Source organism: Amycolatopsis sp. cmx-4-54, assembly GCF_046548895.1.
In the GTDB taxonomy this organism is placed as follows: Bacteria; Actinomycetota; Actinomycetes; order Mycobacteriales; family Pseudonocardiaceae; genus Amycolatopsis.
This window is the reverse complement of the sequence record NZ_JAEBEJ010000011.1, coordinates 46,115-63,719: the sequence shown is the minus strand read 5'-3', so window position 1 is coordinate 63,719 and position 17,605 is coordinate 46,115. Positions and strand designations below refer to the sequence as shown.

The window sequence follows — 17,605 nt, the reverse complement described above, 5'->3', positions numbered from 1 at the left end:
ACGGGCACGATATGCGCGTGCCCACGAAACGCGGCCTGCGTCTGGTGACCCGGGAAGAAGACCACAAGGTCACCACGCTGGAGCTCTTCTTCGATCTGGTCTTCGTCTACGCCATCACCCAGACCACGCAGCTGATGGCCGATCACCTCACCCCGCTCGGCATCGGGCAGGGCGTGGTGATGATCGCCGTGCTGTGGTGGTGCTGGTGTGCCTACGCCTGGCTCGCCAACACCCTGCACGTCGACCGGGGCATCGCCCAGCTGGCGATGTTCGCCGCGATGGGGACGATGTTCCTGGTCTCGCTGACCATCCCGGAGGCGTTCACCGACCTGCCCGGCGGCCTGTACGCGCCGCTGATGTTCGTCGGCTGCTACTTCCTCGTCCGCCTGCTGCACCTGACCGCGTACTTCGGCGCCGCGCGAACCGACCCCGAGCTGCGTAAAACCGTCTTGACGATGTTCGTCGGCCTGCTGCCGAGCGTCGCGCTGCTGGGCGTCGCCGCGTTCTTCTCCGGCTGGGTGCAGCTCGGCATCTGGGCCGTCGCGATGCTGGCCGACTACGTCAACGTCTTCCGGACCCGGTCCTCGGACTGGCGGCTGCACCAGCCCGGTCACTTCGCCGAGCGGTTCGGGCTGATCGTGATCATCGCGCTCGGCGAGTCGATCGTGGCGATCGGCATCGGGATCAGCTCGTATCCGATGTCCTGGCCGATCACGCTGGCCGCCGTCTTCGGGCTCGCGCTCGCTTCGGCGATGTGGTGGATGTACTTCGCCGTCGTCGCGCACGTCTCCGAACGCAACCTGAAGCGCGCGGAAGGCGTGGAGCGGGTGCGGATCGGGACCGATTCGTACACCTTCCTGCATCTCCCGCTCATCGCCGGGATCGTGCTCGTGGCGCTGGGGCTGAAGAAGTCGCTGCTGTACGTGTCCGACACCGAGCACCACAGCCTCGCCGACGGCCTTCACGGGACACCGATCTGGGCGCTGACCGGCGGGCTCGCGCTGTACCTCATCGCGTTGAGCGGGCTGCGGCGGCGGAACCTGGGCTCGTGGAACATCCAGCGGCTGGTGCTCGCGGTGGTCCTGCTGGCGGCGACTCCGCTTCTGGAGCTGGTGCCGGCGATCGTGCTGGTCGGCGTCGTGGCGGTGGCGGCGGTGGGATTGGTGACCTTCGAGCGACGCAAAGTCGTGAGTGTTTTGCACAGTGAGAACGACCCGAATCACTCACGAGCGTGACGTTCGCCTCCCCCGTGGTGGCGCATCGATCCCAGGAGCGTTAACCTACTCACGAGTAGGTAAGCGAGGCAGGGAGACTCACCGTGGGTGCGCCTAGGAAACGAGACGTGATGGGCCTTGGCCTGTCCGCGCTCACCCGGCTGGCCGGGAGCAAGGTCATTGAACGGGCCGGACTTCGGAAGCCCGTGCAGAACCTGGTCAGCGCCGGGACGCGCAACGGCTTCCGGGTCGCGGGCGCGGCGGGACGGACCTTCAAGTCCGCCCAGAAGCTCGGCAAGCCCGCGCGGCTCGCGCCGGCGGAGGACACGGGACTGTTCGACCTCACCCCGAGTGAGGACCAGCAGCTCATCGTCGAGACCGTGACGGAGTTCGCGGCCGAACAGCTGCGGCCCGCCGCGGCCGATGCCGACGCGAAGCTTCAGGCGCCCGGGGGCCTGTTGAGCCGTGCCGCCGAACTCGGCATCACGCTCGTCGGCATCCCGGAGGAGCTGGGCGGGGTCGGCACCGAACGGTCGGTCGTCACGAACGCGCTGGTCGCCGAGGCGCTCGCGCACGGCGACCTCGGCCTGGCGGTCGCGGTGCTCGCGCCGTCCGCGGTCAGCACCGCGCTGGTGTCCTACGGCGACGAGCAGCAGCAGGCGGACTACCTGCCCGCGTTCGTCGGCGAGAACGTCCCGGCCGCGGCGCTCGCGCTGCAGGAGCGCACCGCGCTGTTCGACCCGTTCAAGCCCGCGACCAAGGCCCGCCGCACGCCGAAGGGCTACCAGCTCGACGGCGTGAAGTCGCTGGTCCCCAGGGCCGCCGACGCCGAGCTGTTCATCGTGTCGGCCGACCTCGAAGGACGCGGCACGGCGCTGTTCCTCGTCGAGTCGTCGAACTCCGGTGTCACCATCGAGTCCGAACCGGCGATGGGCCTGCGGGGCGCGGCGACCGGGAAGCTGCACCTGGAGAAGGTCGCCCTTCCGGCCGGAGCGCTGCTCGGCGGCGGCAAGGCCGAGGTCTTCACCGAAGTCGTCCGGCTCTCTCGCCTCGGCTGGGCCGCGCTGGCCGCCGGAACCGCGAAGGCCGTTCTCGACTACGTGGTGCCGTATGTCAACGAGCGCAAGGCGTTCGGCGAACCGGTGAGCCACCGGCAGGCCGTCGCGTTCTCGGTGGCCGACATCGCGATCGAGCTGGAAGGGCTGCGGCTGGTCACGCTCCGGGCCGCTTCCCGCGCCGAACAGGGCAAGCCGTACGCCCGCGAGGTCGCGCTGGCCCGGAAACTGGCCGCCGACAAGGGAATGCAGATCGGCAGTGCCGGGGTGCAGCTGCTCGGCGGGCACGGGTTCGTCAAGGAACACCCCGTCGAACGCTGGTACCGCGACCTTCGTGCGATCGGCGTGATGGAAGGCGCCGTCCTCCTCTAGGACTTTGAAAGGCAATCATGATCAACCTTGAGGTTCCGAAGAAGGCCGGCACCCTGATCAACCAGGCGTACCAGGCCGCGGCCGAGGTGTTCCGGCCGATCTCGCGCAAGTACGACCGCGCCGAGCACACCTACCCGGCCGAACTCGACATGTTCGCCGCGCTGCTGGACGGGCTGAACTCCTCCGGCGAGGGCGGCGCGGGCGCGGCGGGGGTCCGCCGGTCCGAGAAGAACGAGAAACCGGGCAACCGCAACGGTTCCAACCTCAACATCGTGCTCGGCACGATCGAGATGTGCTGGGGCGACGTCGGCCTGCTGTTGTCGATGCCGCGTCAGGGGCTCGGCAACGCCGCCATCGGCTCGGTCGCCACGGACGAACAGCTCAAGAAGTTCTCCGGGCTGTGGGCCGCGATGGCGATCACCGAACCCGACTGCGGCTCGGACTCCGCCGCGATCACCGCGACCGCGCGGCTCGATGGTGACGAGTACGTGATCAACGGCGAGAAGATCTTCGTGACCGCCGGCGAGCGCGCCGACGCCGTCGTCGTCTGGGCCACCCTGGACAAGACGAAGGGTCGCGCGGCGATCAAGTCGTTCGTCGTCGAGAAGGGCACGCCCGGCTTCGAGGTGGTGCGCGTCGAGCACAAGCTCGGCATCCGCGCCTCCGACACCGCCGTGCTGCGATTCGAGAACGTCCGCGTGCCCAAGGAGAACCTCCTCGGCACGCCGGAGATCGACACCGCCAAGGGTTTCGCCGGGGTCATGCAGACCTTCGACAACACCCGTCCGCTCGTCGCCGCCATGGCCATCGGTGTCGCCCGCGCGGCGCTCGAAGAGACCCGGAAGATCCTCACCGACGCACGCGTGACCATCGACTACGACAAGCCCGTCCACAGCCAGCACGCCGCGGCCGCGACGTTCCTGCAACTGGAGGCGGACTACGAAGCGGCGTACCTGCTGACCATGGAATCGGCGTGGATGGCCGACAACCGCAAGCCGAACTCGCTGCAGGCCTCGATGGCCAAGGCGAAGGCGGGCCGGTCGGTCGTCGAGATCACGCTGAAATGCGTCGAGCTGGCCGGAACCTTGGGCTACACCGAGGAATCGCTGCTGGAGAAGTGGAGCCGGGACGCGAAGATCCTGGACATCTTCGAAGGCACGCAACAGATCCAGCAGCTGATCGTGGCGCGCCGGATCCTGGGCAAGACGAGCGCCGAGCTCAAGTAAGCCGTGAGTGGCTAGGACGGTTCTGACCGTCCTAGCCACTCACGAAGCCTGCTCGTCCAGGAAACGGTCGAGGTAGCGCCACGTGGTCCCGCGCGCCTTCCGGCCGGTGAGGACGCCGAGGTGGCCGCCGGGCGCGGTCTCGAAGGTCACCGACGGCGCGTTGTCCAGCAGCTCGGTGAGCCGTTCGACGGCCGCGCGCGGGGCGATCGTGTCGTTCTGCCCGGCGATGACCAGCGTCGGCACCTTGACCCCGGACAGCGCGATGATGCGGCCGTTGAGATCGACCGTCCCCTCGGCGAGATCGTTGGCGCGGAAGAACCGGTGGTAGATCTGGCCGAACGTCCGACCGGGGTAGGCGATCATGTTGTCCATGAAGTGATCGACGGCCTCGATCTGCGCCAGGTAGTCCCGGTCGTCGAGATTCTTCAGGATGGCAAGGGGTTTGGTGATCTCCTTGCTGATCCCGGTCACCCGGAAGACGCGGCTGACCAAATAGGACGGTGCGCCGCCGAGCACCCGGTAGAACGGGGTCAGCAGGTGGCCGCCGGTGAGGTCCACCAGCGGGCGGAACGGGGCGATCAGCGGGATCGCGGTGAAATCGAACGGCGACGCGATGGTCGCGATCGATTCGATCGGCAGATCGGGCTGGTCGGCGGTGGTCAGCAGCGAGAAGATCCCGCCGAGGCACCAGGCGACGACGTGCACGCCCTGGCCGCCGGAATCCTCGCTGACCTTGCGGATCGCGCGCGGGAGCACCTCCTCGATCCAGTGCTCGATGCCGAGGCGCCGGTCCGAGAAGGCGACGTTCCCGTAGTCGACGAGGTAGGTGTTGCGGCCGCCCTCGACCAGATGCTCGGCGAGGCTGCACCCGCGGCGCAGGTCGAAGCACAGTGCGGGCGCGGCCAGCGGCGGCACCAGCAGCACCGGCGGCCCCGCCTGCGGGCCCTTGCCGTTCGTCAGCCGGTAGAGCGAACGGTTCGGGCCCTGGTCGATCAGGACGCGCGGCACCGGGCGAAGATCGGCGACACCACCGTGCAGCACCTTCCCGACGACGTTCGACGCGGCGGCGGCGAGCCGTGCCGGGGGTGTGGCCATGGTGTGCCTCCTGGGGAATCAACGCGGTAAGACGTAATCTTGCCGCCTGGGAGCGCACTACTCAACACCCCGGTCACCACAGGCCGTCCATTTCGGACAGTGGCTAGGCCGGACGAGTTAAGAATCGGTGCCGTTTTCCACCGCCGGGGCACTCCGCGCGGCCCGCGATTCGTACTCCGCCCGAGCACTGGAATGCGTTGCGGAGGACAGAATCTTGTCACCGCCGAGCGCACGAAGCAGACCTTCACCGAGGCGGCGCGGAAGCAGCCGTGTGATCCTGCCCATGGCGTCCAGCGACGTGGGAACGAAGACGTCGAACTTGGGACGGCGCAACGCATCGACAATGGCCTGCGCCACATCTTCCGGCTGCACCGACTTGAAGAACTTCGCCTCGCCGAGCCCGCTGGCCAGTTCCGTGCGCACCACCGCGGGCATCACGCAGGACACGAGTACTCCCGTCCCGTGCAATTCCAGATGCACCGATTCCGACAGGCCGACGACGGCGTGTTTCGTGGCGCAGTAGGTGGCGGCGCCGGGGAATCCGGCCTTTCCCGCCATCGAGGCGATGTTGACGATGTGGCCGGTGCCACGCGGGCGCATCCGCTTCACGGCTTCCCTGGTGCCGTGGATGACCGCGTGCAGGTTGATCTCGAGCAGCCTGCGGGTCGCCGCGTCGTCCTCTTCGTCGAGTGGTGCGAGCGGCATGATGCCCGCGTTGTTGATCAGCACGTCGATCGGACCGACGCGCCGTTCGACCTCGTCGAGGAACTCGGTGAAGCCGCGCGTGTCGGTGACGTCGAGCGGCAGCGCCTCCGCGCCCAGTTCGGCGGCGGTCTTCTCGGCGAGGACCTGGTCGAGGTCGCCGATGACCACCTTGGCGCCGAGCCGGGACAGCGCCGTCGCGGTGCTGGCCCCGATGCCCTGCGCCGCTCCGGTGATCACGACGACCTTGCCTGCCAGGGAACGTTCACGTTTGGCCATGCTGGGCTCCTCTGCGACTTCACTGTCCAGGGCACTGTTGGCGTTGCGCCAACTATGGTGCACCGGAAGCCGTGAAGGCGCCAGTCCTACGGCCGTTGCTCGAACACCTGCCCGATCCAGCCCTTGACGTCGAAGCGTTCCGTCGGCTTGAAGCCCTGGCTCTCGTAGTAGCGCTGCAGGTCGCCGTCGCCACCGGCCCAGCAATCGACGCGCACCAGGCCGATGCCGCGTTCCCGCGCCTCGGCCAACGCGAACTCGACGAGCCGCGCGCCGACCCGATGACCCGTGAACCGGCGCGAGGTCAGCAGCAGGCCGATGTAGATCTCCGGCTCGTCGACCGGCGAGACATGCGGGAAACGGTCACCGAGGATGATCGCCCCGGCCGCCTGGCCGTCGATCTCGGCGATGTACAGCCCCGGCCCATCGGCCATCCCGCGGACCCGCTCGACCCGTTTCGGGATCGTGGACCACGGCTCGCTCCCCCACTGCCCCTCGCTGCCGCGCGAGGCCAGCCACGCGACGACCTCGTCGAACATGTCCAGCAACGTTTGGAAGTCCCCAGAACCACCCGGGCGGATGATGAAGTCGCTCATCCTTCCGTTCTACAACATCGTGAGGACACGCGGACCTTCTTTGGTGATCGCGACGGTGTGCTCGACGTGCGCGGCCCTGGCACCGCGGACGGCGCGCAGCGTCCAGCCGTCGTCGTCGATGCGGTAGCCGTCGCGGCCGTCGGCGATGAACATCGGCTCGATCGCCAGCACGAGCCCCGGCTTGAGCCGCATGCCGCGCCCCGGCTTGCCCTCGTTCGGCAGATGCGGATCCTCGTGCATGCGGCGGCCGATCCCGTGACCGCCGTGGTGAGCGAGGAGGCCGTAGCCCGCTTCGCGCCCGACAGTGCCGATGGCGTGGGAGATGTCGCCCATCTGGTTTCCCGCCTGCGCGGCGGCGATTCCGGCGGCCAGCGCGCGTTCGTTGGTCGCGATGAGTTCGAGGTCGGCGGGATCGGCCTCGCCGACGACGTAACTGATCGCCGCGTCGCCGTGCCAGCCGTCGATGTAGGCGCCGGCGTCGATGCTGACCAGGTCACCGTCACGCAGGCGGTGCGGCCGATAGTGGAGGAACGACGGTTTCGCGCCGTCGTCCCTGATCACCTGCGCGGCGATCTCGTCCAGCTCTTCCAGGCTCACGCCGATCGCGTGCGTCAAGTCGTAACACGCGTGATCAGAGCCGTAACTCGCGTGATCAGAGCCGGTACGGCCTCAATCACGCGAGTTACGGGTCAGACGACGCCGAGATGCCGCGCGATCAGCATCCGCTGCACCTCCGAGGTCCCTTCACCGATCTCCAGGATCTTCGCGTCCCGGTAGAAGCGGCTCACCGGGAACTCGTTCATGAAGCCGTACCCGCCGAAGATCTGCGTCGCGTCGCGCGCGTTGTCCATGGCGGCGTTCGACGCGACGAGCTTCGCGATCGACGCCTCCTTCTTGAACGGCTCGCCGCGCAGCATCTTCGACGCCGCCGCGTAGTAGGCCAGCCGCGCGGTGTGCGTGCGCACCTCCATGTCGGCGATCTTGAACTGGATCGCCTGGTATTCGCCGATCTTGTGGCCGAACGCCTCGCGTTCCTTGACGTACCGCAGGCATTCGTCGACGCAACCCTGCGCGAGCCCGACGCTCAGCGCGGCGATCGCGACCCGGCCCTCGTCCAAAATGGACAGGAACTGGGCGTATCCGCGGCCGCGTTCGCCGACCAGGTTCTCGGCCGGGACACGGACGTCGTCGAAGGAGAGCTCGTGCGTGTCCGAGCAGTTCCAGCCGACCTTGGAGTACTTCGGCGCGACGGCGAAGCCGGGGGTGCCGGACGGGACGATGATCGCCGAGATCTCCTTGCGCCCGTTCTCCTTCACGTCGGTGACGGCGGTGACCGTGACCAGTTTCGTGATGTCGGTGCCGGAGTTGGTGATGAACGACTTGCTGCCGTTGATCACCCAGGTGTCGCCGTCGAGTTTCGCGCGCGTGCGGGTGGCGCCGGCGTCCGAGCCGCCACCGGGTTCGGTGAGCCCGAAGGCGCCGAGCGCGGTGCCGGCGCACAGCTCCGGGAGCCACTTCTGCTTCTGCTCCTCGGTGCCGAACCGGTGGATCGGCATGGCGCCCAGGGAAACACCGGCCTCGACGGTGATCGCGACCGAGGAATCGACGCGCGCCAGTTCCTCCAGCGTCAGGCAGAGCGCGAAGTAGTCACCGCCCATGCCGCCGTATTCCTCGGGGAAGGGCAGGCCGAACAGGCCCATCTCTGCCATCTTCGCGACGATCTCGTACGGGAATTCCTCCCGCTCGTAGAGGTCGCCGATGACCGGGGCGACCTCGGAGCGCGCGAATTCCTCGACCGTCTTGCGCAGCGCCTCGTATTCGTCATCCAGCCGAAAGTCGATCATTGCTCATCCTTTTGGGGTGTCACGACGGCTACCGTCTCGTCCAGCGCGACCTGTTGGCCCGCCCGGACGGGGAGTTCGCTGACCACGCCGTCGATCGGCGCGGTGATCGTGTGCTCCATCTTCATCGCCTCGACGACCACGAGCGGCGTCCCGGCGCTCACCACGGCACCGGCGGCGGCCTTGACCACCAGCACGGTTCCGGGCATCGGACTGGTGACCGGTCCGGCGCCACCCGCGGCACCGGCCGCCGAACGCAGCCTTTCGCGCTCGCCGATCGCGAAGCTGTGGCCGTCCCGCGAGAGCCATACCGTCCGCCCGCTCCCGGCCGCGTGCCGGTAGCGGTGGAAACCGGTGGGATGCCGGACTTCCAGCAGATCGCCGTCGCGTCGCGCGGAAACCCGGACCGGCTCGGCGTCGTCGACACTCACGAGCGCGTTCGCCGGAGTGCCCTGCACCCGTACGACGACTTCGGAACTTCCGGACTTCAACGCGAAGTCGATCCCGCCGGAACCGCCGAGCCGCCAGCCGTCCGGCACGTCCCACGGATCGACGACGGAGCCCTGTGGTTGAAGGGAAAGCAGCCTGTCCAGCGCTGCCGCCACGAAGAACTCCGGAGGCACCTCCTCGGAGACCAAAGTGGACAGTCGCCGGTCGACGAGGCCGGTGTCGAGCTTGCCGCCACGGACGTCGCCGTCGGCGAGGAGCCCGCGCAGGAAGGCGACGTTGGTGCCGACGCCGAGCAGCGCGGTGTCCGCGAGCGCCAGATCGAGCCGGTGCAACGCGGCCGCGCGGTCCGGGCCCCAGGCGATGACCTTGGCCAGCATCGGGTCGTAGTTCGAGCCGATGACCGCGCCCTCGCTCATCCACGAGTCGACGCGTACGCCCTCGCCGGACGGCTCATGGACCGCGAGCACGGTGCCACCCGTCGGGATGAAGCCGCGAGCGGGGTCTTCGGCGTAGACGCGGGCTTCGACGGCGTGGCCGTCCAGCCGGACGTCGTGCTGCGCCACGGTGAGCACGTCGCCAGCGGCGATCTTGACCTGCCACTCCACGAGATCCAGCCCGGTCACCAGCTCGGTCACCGGATGCTCGACCTGCAGCCGGGTGTTCATCTCCATGAAGAAGAACTGGTCGGGCGCGGTGGCCGACACGATGAACTCGACCGTCCCCGCGCCGACGTAACCCACCGAGCGCGCGGCCTCGACCGCGGACGCGCCCATCTTCGCGCGCGTCGCTTCGTCGAGGAGCACGGACGGCGCTTCTTCGATGATCTTCTGGTGCCGCCGTTGCAGGCTGCACTCGCGCTCGCCGAGGTGGATCACGTTGCCGTGGGTGTCGGCGAGCACCTGGATCTCGATATGGCGCGGCGTGGTGACGAACCGCTCCATGAGCAGGGTGTCGTCGCCGAACGAACCCTTGGCCTCACGGCGCGCGGACTCGACCGCCGCGTCCAATTCGGACAGTTCGGTGACCAGCCGCATACCCTTTCCGCCACCACCGGCGGACGGCTTGAGCAGCAACGGGAACCCGACCCTCTCCGCGGCGGCCGCGAAACCGCCTTCGGGAATGTCCACATCGGACGCGCCGGGCACGACCGGGACACCGGCCTCGGACACCGTCGCCTTGGCGCGGATCTTGTCGCCCATGGCGTCGATGGCCTCGACCGGCGGGCCGATGAAGACCAGACCGGCGTCGGCGCAGGCACGCGCGAATTCCGCGTTCTCCGCGAGGAAGCCGTAACCGGGATGGACCGCCTGCGCTCCCGTGTCGAGCGCCGCCTGGACGATCGCCGGGATGGACAGATAGCTTTTCGCCGCTTCGGCCGGGCCGATACGGACGGCGGTGTGCGCCTCGCGGACGTGCCGGGCGTCGGCGTCCGCGTCGCTGTACACCGCGACCGAACGGATGCCGAGCCCCTGCAGCGAGCGGATCACGCGGACCGCGATCTCCCCGCGGTTGGCGACCAGAACCGTGTCGAACATGCTCACATCCTGTGTCTTCCGGCGGCGCGCGATCGCGAACGCGTAGCCAGGCCGCTCGTTGGTAAGTCGAACTCGAGTCGTGTGTCCAGGGCGGCCCGCCTCCACGTTCGCGAGTCCTCCGGACGGCATACGCGTCGGCTTCGGTCGAGTCGGGCGATCCTCCGCATCGTTGCGCTCACATCCTGAAGACGCCGTAGTTGACATCGGACAAGGGCGCGTTGGCCGTCGCGGACAGCGCGAGGCCGAGCACCGTGCGGGTGTCCGCCGGGTCGATCACGCCGTCGTCCCACAGCCGCGCCGTCGAGTAGTACGGGCTGCCCTGCGCCTCGTACTGTTCGCGAATCGGATCCTTGAAGGCCTCTTCGTCCTCAGTGGACCATTCGCCGCCGCGTGCCTCGATGGCGTCCCGGCGAACCGTCGAAAGCACCGACGCCGCCTGCTCGCCACCCATAACCGAGATGCGCGCGTTCGGCCACATCCACAGGAACCGCGGCGAGTACGCGCGGCCGCACATCGAATAGTTGCCCGCGCCGAACGAGCCGCCGATGACGACGGTCAGCTTCGGGACGCGCGCGCAGGCCACCGCGGTGACCATCTTCGCGCCGTGCTTGGCGATGCCGCCGGCCTCGTAGGCCCTGCCGACCATGAAACCGGTGATGTTCTGGAGGAACAGCAGCGGGATCGAGCGTTTGTCGCACAGTTCGATGAAGTGCGCGCCCTTCATCGCGGACTCGGCGAACAGGACGCCGTTGTTCGCGATGATGCCGACGGGGTGACCGTGGATCCGGGCGAACCCGGTGACCAGCGTCGAGCCGTACTCCTTCTTGAACTCGCCGAACCGGCTGCCGTCGACGAGCCGGGCGATGACCTCGCGGACGTCGTAGGGCACGCGCGGGTCGGTCGGGACGACACCGTACAACTCGTTCGGGTCGGCGACCGGTACCTCCGTCGGGAGGACATCCCACGGGCGTGACGTTCGCGGCCCCAAAGTCGACACGATCGAGCGAACGATGCGCAACGCGTCGGCGTCGTCCTCGGCCAGGTGGTCGGTGACGCCGGACTGGCGCGAGTGGACGTCGCCGCCGCCGAGCTCCTCCGCCGTGACGACCTCACCGGTCGCGGCCTTCACCAGCGGCGGACCGCCGAGGAAGATGGTGCCCTGGTTCCGCACGATGACCGCTTCGTCGCTCATCGCCGGGACGTACGCGCCGCCCGCCGTGCAGGAGCCGAGCACCGCGGCGATCTGCGGGATGCCCCGCGCGGACATCGTGGCCTGGTTGTAGAAGATCCGGCCGAAATGCTCACGATCCGGGAAGACCTCGTCCTGCCTCGGCAGGAACGCGCCGCCGGAGTCCACCAGGTAGACGCACGGCAGGTTGTTGTGCAGCGCGACCTCTTGCGCGCGCAGGTGCTTCTTGACCGTCATCGGGTAGTAGGTGCCGCCCTTGACCGTCGCGTCGTTGGCGACGATCACGCATTCGCGGCCGGAGACCCGCCCGATTCCGGTGATGATCCCGGCCGAGGGCGCCTCGTCGTCGTACAGTCCGGTGGCGGCCAGCGGGGACAGCTCCAGGAACGGCGAACCCGGGTCGAGGAGGGTGTCGACCCGGTCGCGTGGCAGGAGTTTGCCCCGCTCGACGTGGCGGGTGCGGGATTTCTCCGGGCCCCCGAGCCGGGCCGCGGCGAGCCGCTTGCGCAGGTCCTCGACCAGCTCGGCGTGGGAGGTGACGCTGCGGGCGTACTCGTCGCTGCCCGGATCGGCCGAAGTGCTCAGTACGGGTGTGTCCATGGCTCCTCGTCGCCAAGTTAGCCGTCGTTAACTTGCCCTTGTAGGTTAACGCCCACTAACCCGCTCTGTCCACCGCGTCCTCGTAGCGCGTGAAGGCCCCCTTCCCTCGGCTGACCCGAGGGAAGGGGGCCTTCACGCGCGAAACGATCAGCCGATCGCGGAGACCAGCGGGTTGTAGTAGCCGCCACGCTGACCGGCGGCCGTCGGGTGGTACGAGTTCACGATCGGCCAGGTGAGGCTGTGCAGGTAGTCGTCGGCCGACGAGCAGATGTTGTGCCCGGTGAAGGCGGGCCGCACGTCGACGAACTTCGCGCCGTTCGCGGCGGCGCGGGCCGAGAGCACCGACGCCAGCGCGTCGGAACCCGAGTTGATCGCCGAGCGCTTCGTGTCGCTCAGCCCGACCGAGCACGAACCCGGCACCGTGTAGAAGCGCGGGTACCCCAGGACGACCAGCTTCGCGCCGGGCGCCTTGGCCTTGATCTTGCCGTAGACGTTGTTCAGCAGGCCGGGAAGCGTGTTGTTCACATACGTCTTCGCGGTGTTGACCCGGTTGACGCAGGTCTGGTCGCTGCCGGTGGTGCAGGTGGTCATGACGTCGGCGAACCCGGCGTCGTTGCCGCCGACCGAGACCGTCACCAGCGTGGCGCTGGAGGTGACGTTCGCGATCTGGTTGAGGACGTCGCCGGTGCGCGCCCCCGAGCACGCGACGAACTTGAAGGTGGTCCCGGCGTGGGCGTTGGCCCACAGCTGGGGATAGGCGTTGGCGCTGCGCATGCAGTCGCCCGAGTCGCCGTAGCTGCCGGCACCGACGCCGGACGAGTACGAGTCACCGAGCGCCACGTAGTCGGTCGCCGCTTGGGCGGTGCCCGCGAGACCCAGGGTGGCAAGGACAGCGACCCCCAGGGCCGCACCTAAACGAGTGAAGGAAAGAGCTTTGATCCGAGCAGGGACGGCCATGGTCACTCCTTCGTGACAAGTTAACGAGACACAGCATTACCAGGTGGTAGCCACACGCAAAAGGGTCATTTCCCCAGGTAACCCGCTTGGCTCAGGCTGGAAGTACGGCCGCGTGTTAGCGCTCGCTAACATGCGGCCTTAATATGGCCAGATGCCGGCGAACCCCACCCCACTCGTGAACGGCGAGAAGGCGAACAGGCGTGAACAGATCATGGCCGCCGCCGCCGAACTCTTCGCCCACCACGGTTTCCACGGCGTCGGCATCGACGACATCGGCGCGGCCGTCGGCATCTCCGGTCCGGCGCTGTACCGGCATTTCCGCAGCAAGGACGCCATCCTCGGCGAGATGTTGAATTCGATCAGCCGCTACCTCCTCGACGGTGGGACTGCCAGGGCGAGCCAACGGGACGAGCCGGGTGAGGTTCTCGAAGCATTGGTGAATTTTCACGTCGAATTCGCGCTCGCGCATCCCGCGCTGATCACCGTCCAGGAACGCAACCTCGCCAATCTCACGGACAGTGACCGCAAACAGGTCCGCGCCCTGCAGCGTCAGTACGTCGAGGTCTGGGTGCGCGCGATCAGCGACGCCGTCCCCGGGATCGGCGAACGGCAGGCCCGGTCGGCGGCGCACGCGGTCTTCGGGTTGATCAACTCGACGCCCTACAACCGCCATCTCGGTGACAGCGAACTGGCCGAAATGCTCTGCCGCCTCGCGCTGGGTGCACTGCACGCCGCCAAGTGACCACGTCCGGGTTTCGGCCTATCCCCACTTTTCCGTCCTCTGGTGTTTGATAGGCACGTGGAGCCGGACAGGAGCGAGTACGAGCGGAGGCTCGTCGAAAAGGCGCAGCGCGCCCTCGTCGCGATCAGCCTCGGGGAGGACGCCGAGGCGCTCGACGAGCTCACGCCGACCGCCGTCGAGCCCCAAGCCCGCTCCGAAGAGACCAAAGAGCTCGTGATGATGCTCTTCGGTGAATGCAGCGCCATGGTGTCGACCCTCGGTGACGGCGGCAGCGCGCCAGTCAAGGTCCAGGTGTTCGACGAGGACGGTGAAGAGGTCTCGATCGACCAGGCGGACCCGCCCGTGCGGACGGCCGTGCGCACGCTGCTGGCCGAGGTGCACGGCAACAGCGAGGCCGCGCAGGAACAGGTCGAGATCGCGCTCGCCAACGCCGCGCCGGACGAGGTCGACAGCCTCGTGCTGCAGGCGCTGCGCTGGACGATCCGGCTGTCGGCGGAATGCTTGGACCGGGATCTGCCGGTGGCGCCTTGGATCTCGGACGCCGTCGCGGACTAGCCGGGCGTGGGTCCGCCGGGTGTCGCGACGTTCAGCGTTGCGAAAGTGGCGAGATCAAGTCGGTGGTGGAGTGGGTCGCCAAGGTGCCTGGGCCCCCTGACCGTCCATAAGGGACGCCGGTCAGGCAATGGTGTCCTTTTGAGGACGGTCAATATCGCGAAGGGGCTGTCTTACCCTCCAATAAGGGCGATTCCGAGTACCGGCGGCAGGCAAGCGCTCCAGCGGGAGCACGTTGCGAAAGCCACTTTCGCAACGTTGAAGGTTGCGAAAGTGGCTTTCGCAACGTGTTCCTCACCGAGCATCGGCGGGAGGGCAGGCACCGCGGCCTACCCCAGCAGCAGCTTCACCAGCCGCGAGATCTGCTCGGTCTCGATCAAGAACGAGTCGTGCCCGTACGGCGAGCCGATGACGGCGAACTCCGCCCCATCGATCCCGTCCGCGATGGCCTGCGCCTGGTACAGCGGGTAAAGCCGGTCACTGTCCACCCCGGCCGCGACCGTGCGCGCGGTGACCCGGCCGAGCGCGTTCGCGAGCCCGCCCCGCCCGCGGCCGACGTCGTGCGTGTTCATCGATTCGGTGAGCACCACGTAGCTGCCGGCGTCGAACCGGCGGGAAAGCTTCCCGGCGTGATGGTCCAAATAGGACTCGACGGCGAATCGTCCGCCGCGCAACGGGTCTTCACTGTCTTGGTGGCGACGCCCGAAGCGTTGCTCCAGTTCGGCTTCGCTGCGATAGGTCGTGTGCGCGATACGCCGCGCGATGCCGAGTCCGACGTCCGGGGCGCCGCCGGGGATGTCGTGATAGTCGCCGCCGTGCCAGCCCGGGTCGGCGCGGATGGCGTGCAGTTGCGGCGCGGCCCAGGCGATCTGATCGGCCGACGCCCGCGCCGTCGACGCGAGCACGAGCAGCGCCGCGACCCGATCCGGTTCGCTCACCGCCCATTCGAGCGCGCGCATCCCGCCCATGGACCCGCCGATCACCGCGGCCCATCGGCCGATGCCGAGCGCGTCGGCGAGGACGGTCTCGGCGCCCACCTGGTCCCGAACGGTCACGGCGGGAAACCTGCTGCCCCAAGGCTTTCCGCCCGGATGCCGCGAAGACGGACCGGTCGATCCCTGGCAGCCGCCGAGCACGTTCGGGACCACCACGAAGAACGCGTCGGTGTCGATCGCCTTGCCCGGCCCGATCAGGCCGTCCCACCAGCCGGGGCTGACGTGGCCTTCCTCCGCCGGGCCGACGGCGTGACTGTCCCCGGTCAGCGCGTGCTCGACGAGGATCGCGTTGGAGGCACCGGGATTCAGCGTTCCCCAGGTCTCGTAGGCGAGCGTGAAGGGCAGCGTCCCGCCGGTTTCGAGCGCCTGGACGCCGCTGACGAAGCGGCGACGCCCAGGCGGGTCTCCCTCGCGCCACGCACCGGTCACAGAGCGGCCTTGGCCGCCCGGAATCCGGCCTCGAGATCGGCCTTGAGGTCCTCGATCCCTTCCAGCCCGACGGCGAGCCGCACGAGCCCCGGCGTGACACCGCTGGAGGTCTGCTCCTCGGGCGTGAGCTGGCTGTGCGTCGTCGAGGCCGGGTGCACGATCAGGCTGCGCACGTCACCGATGTTGACCAGCTGGCTGTGCAGTTCCGTACCGTCCACAAAGGCCCGTCCGGCTGCGACACCGCCGCGCAGGTCGAACGAAAGCACCGCGCCGGCGCCCTTCGGCAGATACTTCTTCGCGGCCTCGTAGTACGGGCTCGACGGCAGCCCGGCGTAATACACCTTTTCGACTTCGTCACGCTGCTCCAGCCATTCGGCCAGCGCCTGCGCGTTGGACACGTGCCGCTCCAAACGCAGCGAAAGCGTCTCGATCCCTTGCAGAATAAGGAAACTGTTCAACGGTGCGATCGCGGCACCGGTGTCACGCAGGATCTGGACGCGGGCCTTGGCGGCGAAGGCACCCGGGCCGAGGGCCTCCCAGTACTTCAGGCCGTGGTAGCTCGGGTCGGCCTCGGTGAAGCCCGGGAACCGCGCCGGGTCCTTGCCGAAGTCGAAGGTGCCGCCGTCGACCAGCACTCCGGCGACCGTGGTGCCGTGCCCGCCGAGGTACTTGGTCGCCGAGTGGACGACGATGTCGGCGCCGTGCTCGATCGGGCGTACGAGATACGGCGTCGGCACGGTGTTGTCCACGACCAGCGGGACACCGGACTCGTGCGCGGCGTCGGCGACCGCGCGGATGTCGAGCACGTTGCTGCCCGGGTTGGCCAGCGTCTCGGCGAAGAACAGCTTGGTGTTGGGCCGGACGGCGGCCTTCCACTGCTCGATGTCGTCCTGGTCCTCGACAAAAGAGACCTCGATGCCGAGCTTCGGCAGCGTGTAGTGGAAAAGGTTGTAGGTGCCGCCGTACAGCGAAGGACTGGAGACGAAGTGGTCGCCCGCGTTCGCGAGGTTGAGGATGGCCGCCGTCGTCGCCGCGCTCCCGGAGGCGAACGCCAGCGCCGCGACACCGCCTTCGAGCGCGGCGAGCCGCTGCTCCAGCACGTCCTGCGTGGGGTTGTTGATCCGCGTGTAGATGTTGCCGGGCTCGGCGAGGCTGAAGAGATCGGCACCGTGCTGGCTGTCGCGGAACACGTACGAGGTGGTCTGGTAGATCGGGGTCGCCCGCGCGCCGGTGGCGGTGTCCGGCGCCGCACCCGCGTGGATCTGCTTGGTCTCGAACGACCATCCGTCCGCGCTCATCGCGATTCTCCTAGCGGCTCAAGGGGTTTCGGCTGATGACGCCGAAGCTAGCTCCGCCGGACGGACCATCCAACTGCTCTCAGGAGGTGGGATTCCTTTCCTGAAGGGCGAACCTGTTGCCCTCCGAATCGGTGAACATCGCCCACCAGCCCCACGGCTGCTTCTCCGGGCGGGCGGGGAATTCGACCCCCTTCGCCGAAAGCTCCTCGTACGTCTTTTCGATGTCGTCGGCGTAGAAGAAGAAATTGCCCGTCGGCACTTCGTCACGCACTTCGAACCGCTTGAGGTCCTCCGGCGCGGCACTCAGGACGAGCGCCGTCGCACCATCGGCGGACGTGACCTCGACCCACCGGCTCCCGTTGTCGTCGTACGGCACGTCGGTGGTGATCTCGAACCCGACGACCTCGGACCAGAACCTCTTCGCCCGGTCCTGGTCCCGCACTCCGACGACGATCTTGTGCACACCCTGAATCGCCACGTC

The 17,605-nt window shown here is 68.2% G+C and carries 16 protein-coding genes; 5 read left to right on the top strand and 11 right to left on the bottom strand.

Annotated features, from left to right (window positions below):
- Positions 1 to 11: 11 nt before the first annotated feature.
- From ACLJQ7_RS31310 to ACLJQ7_RS31300, 3 genes are all read left to right on the top strand, one after another.
- A complete protein-coding gene (locus ACLJQ7_RS31310; RefSeq protein WP_410651753.1) occupies positions 12 to 1,235 on the top strand; it encodes a low temperature requirement protein A in 1,224 nt (407 codons plus the stop codon).
- Between the two features lie 110 nt (positions 1,236 to 1,345).
- Complete coding sequence (locus ACLJQ7_RS31305) at positions 1,346 to 2,641, top strand: acyl-CoA dehydrogenase family protein (RefSeq protein WP_410652013.1); 1,296 nt, start codon at positions 1,346 to 1,348, stop codon at positions 2,639 to 2,641.
- Positions 2,642 to 2,658: 17 nt separating this feature from the next.
- A complete protein-coding gene (locus tag ACLJQ7_RS31300; RefSeq protein WP_410651752.1) occupies positions 2,659 to 3,867 on the top strand; it encodes an acyl-CoA dehydrogenase family protein in 1,209 nt (402 codons plus the stop codon).
- 39 nt (positions 3,868 to 3,906) lie between these two features.
- Here ACLJQ7_RS31300 and ACLJQ7_RS31295 read toward each other — a convergent pair whose 3' ends face one another.
- From ACLJQ7_RS31295 to ACLJQ7_RS31260, 8 genes are all read right to left on the bottom strand, one after another.
- The gene (locus tag ACLJQ7_RS31295) at positions 3,907 to 4,962 is read right to left on the bottom strand and encodes an alpha/beta fold hydrolase (protein WP_410651751.1); all 1,056 of its coding nucleotides are present in this window, start codon (positions 4,960 to 4,962) and stop codon (positions 3,907 to 3,909) included.
- A gap of 117 nt (positions 4,963 to 5,079) precedes the next feature.
- Positions 5,080 to 5,943, bottom strand: coding sequence for an SDR family oxidoreductase (locus ACLJQ7_RS31290; protein WP_410651750.1), 864 nt, complete (start codon positions 5,941 to 5,943; stop codon positions 5,080 to 5,082).
- A gap of 86 nt (positions 5,944 to 6,029) precedes the next feature.
- Entirely contained in the window at positions 6,030 to 6,536 is a 507-nt protein-coding gene (locus tag ACLJQ7_RS31285) for a GNAT family N-acetyltransferase (protein ID WP_410651749.1), read from the bottom strand.
- A 9-nt stretch (positions 6,537 to 6,545) separates the two neighbouring features.
- Positions 6,546 to 7,151 (bottom strand): type I methionyl aminopeptidase, encoded by a 606-nt coding sequence (locus ACLJQ7_RS31280; RefSeq protein ID WP_410651748.1) that lies wholly within the window; start codon positions 7,149 to 7,151, stop codon positions 6,546 to 6,548.
- A gap of 74 nt (positions 7,152 to 7,225) precedes the next feature.
- Complete coding sequence (locus ACLJQ7_RS31275; protein ID WP_410651747.1) at positions 7,226 to 8,380, bottom strand: acyl-CoA dehydrogenase family protein; 1,155 nt, start codon at positions 8,378 to 8,380, stop codon at positions 7,226 to 7,228.
- The gene (locus tag ACLJQ7_RS31270; protein WP_410651746.1) at positions 8,377 to 10,362 is read right to left on the bottom strand and encodes an acetyl/propionyl/methylcrotonyl-CoA carboxylase subunit alpha; all 1,986 of its coding nucleotides are present in this window, start codon (positions 10,360 to 10,362) and stop codon (positions 8,377 to 8,379) included. The genes ACLJQ7_RS31275 and ACLJQ7_RS31270 overlap by 4 nt, the downstream gene beginning before the upstream one ends.
- 175 nt (positions 10,363 to 10,537) lie before the next feature.
- Complete coding sequence (locus ACLJQ7_RS31265; protein WP_410651745.1) at positions 10,538 to 12,151, bottom strand: carboxyl transferase domain-containing protein; 1,614 nt, start codon at positions 12,149 to 12,151, stop codon at positions 10,538 to 10,540.
- Between the two features lie 147 nt (positions 12,152 to 12,298).
- On the bottom strand, positions 12,299 to 13,108 hold the full coding sequence (locus ACLJQ7_RS31260) for an SGNH/GDSL hydrolase family protein (RefSeq protein ID WP_410651744.1): 810 nt from the start codon (positions 13,106 to 13,108) through the stop codon (positions 12,299 to 12,301).
- 151 nt (positions 13,109 to 13,259) lie between these two features.
- Between ACLJQ7_RS31260 and ACLJQ7_RS31255 the strand changes: the two genes are divergently transcribed.
- Both ACLJQ7_RS31255 and ACLJQ7_RS31250 read left to right on the top strand, forming a co-directional pair.
- Entirely contained in the window at positions 13,260 to 13,850 is a 591-nt protein-coding gene (locus ACLJQ7_RS31255; RefSeq protein ID WP_410651743.1) for a TetR/AcrR family transcriptional regulator, read from the top strand.
- Between the two features lie 57 nt (positions 13,851 to 13,907).
- Positions 13,908 to 14,405, top strand: coding sequence for a hypothetical protein (locus tag ACLJQ7_RS31250; RefSeq protein ID WP_034309225.1), 498 nt, complete (start codon positions 13,908 to 13,910; stop codon positions 14,403 to 14,405).
- A 326-nt stretch (positions 14,406 to 14,731) separates the two neighbouring features.
- Here the strand turns inward: ACLJQ7_RS31250 and ACLJQ7_RS31245 are convergent, their stop codons facing one another.
- The 3 genes from ACLJQ7_RS31245 to ACLJQ7_RS31235 form a co-directional block, all read right to left on the bottom strand.
- Positions 14,732 to 15,826, bottom strand: a complete 1,095-nt coding sequence (locus tag ACLJQ7_RS31245; protein WP_410651742.1) for a homoserine O-acetyltransferase — start codon at positions 15,824 to 15,826, stop codon at positions 14,732 to 14,734.
- Positions 15,823 to 17,124 (bottom strand): bifunctional o-acetylhomoserine/o-acetylserine sulfhydrylase, encoded by a 1,302-nt coding sequence (locus ACLJQ7_RS31240; RefSeq protein WP_410651741.1) that lies wholly within the window; start codon positions 17,122 to 17,124, stop codon positions 15,823 to 15,825. The genes ACLJQ7_RS31245 and ACLJQ7_RS31240 overlap by 4 nt, the downstream gene beginning before the upstream one ends.
- Before the next feature lie 79 nt (positions 17,125 to 17,203).
- Positions 17,204 to 17,602: a VOC family protein gene (locus ACLJQ7_RS31235; protein WP_410651740.1), complete on the bottom strand. Its 399-nt coding sequence runs from the start codon at positions 17,600 to 17,602 to the stop codon at positions 17,204 to 17,206.
- Positions 17,603 to 17,605 lie beyond the last annotated feature (3 nt).

Excerpts from the sequence above, each read along its gene's own strand:
- ACLJQ7_RS31265 (WP_410651745.1), bottom strand. The coding sequence starts at position 12,151 with ATGGACACACCCGTACTGAGCACTTCGGCCGATCCGGGCAGCGACGAG.
- ACLJQ7_RS31290 (WP_410651750.1), bottom strand. The coding sequence starts at position 5,943 with ATGGCCAAACGTGAACGTTCCCTGGCAGGCAAGGTCGTCGTGATCACC.
- ACLJQ7_RS31270 (WP_410651746.1), bottom strand. The coding sequence starts at position 10,362 with ATGTTCGACACGGTTCTGGTCGCCAACCGCGGGGAGATCGCGGTCCGC.
- ACLJQ7_RS31295 (WP_410651751.1), bottom strand. The coding sequence starts at position 4,962 with ATGGCCACACCCCCGGCACGGCTCGCCGCCGCCGCGTCGAACGTCGTC.
- ACLJQ7_RS31260 (WP_410651744.1), bottom strand. The coding sequence starts at position 13,108 with ATGGCCGTCCCTGCTCGGATCAAAGCTCTTTCCTTCACTCGTTTAGGT.
- ACLJQ7_RS31275 (WP_410651747.1), bottom strand. The coding sequence starts at position 8,380 with ATGATCGACTTTCGGCTGGATGACGAATACGAGGCGCTGCGCAAGACG.
- ACLJQ7_RS31240 (WP_410651741.1), bottom strand. The coding sequence starts at position 17,124 with ATGAGCGCGGACGGATGGTCGTTCGAGACCAAGCAGATCCACGCGGGT.
- ACLJQ7_RS31305 (WP_410652013.1), top strand. The coding sequence starts at position 1,346 with ATGGGCCTTGGCCTGTCCGCGCTCACCCGGCTGGCCGGGAGCAAGGTC.
- ACLJQ7_RS31300 (WP_410651752.1), top strand. The coding sequence starts at position 2,659 with ATGATCAACCTTGAGGTTCCGAAGAAGGCCGGCACCCTGATCAACCAG.
- ACLJQ7_RS31255 (WP_410651743.1), top strand. The coding sequence starts at position 13,260 with ATGCCGGCGAACCCCACCCCACTCGTGAACGGCGAGAAGGCGAACAGG.
- ACLJQ7_RS31285 (WP_410651749.1), bottom strand. The coding sequence starts at position 6,536 with ATGAGCGACTTCATCATCCGCCCGGGTGGTTCTGGGGACTTCCAAACG.
- ACLJQ7_RS31310 (WP_410651753.1), top strand. The coding sequence starts at position 12 with ATGCGCGTGCCCACGAAACGCGGCCTGCGTCTGGTGACCCGGGAAGAA.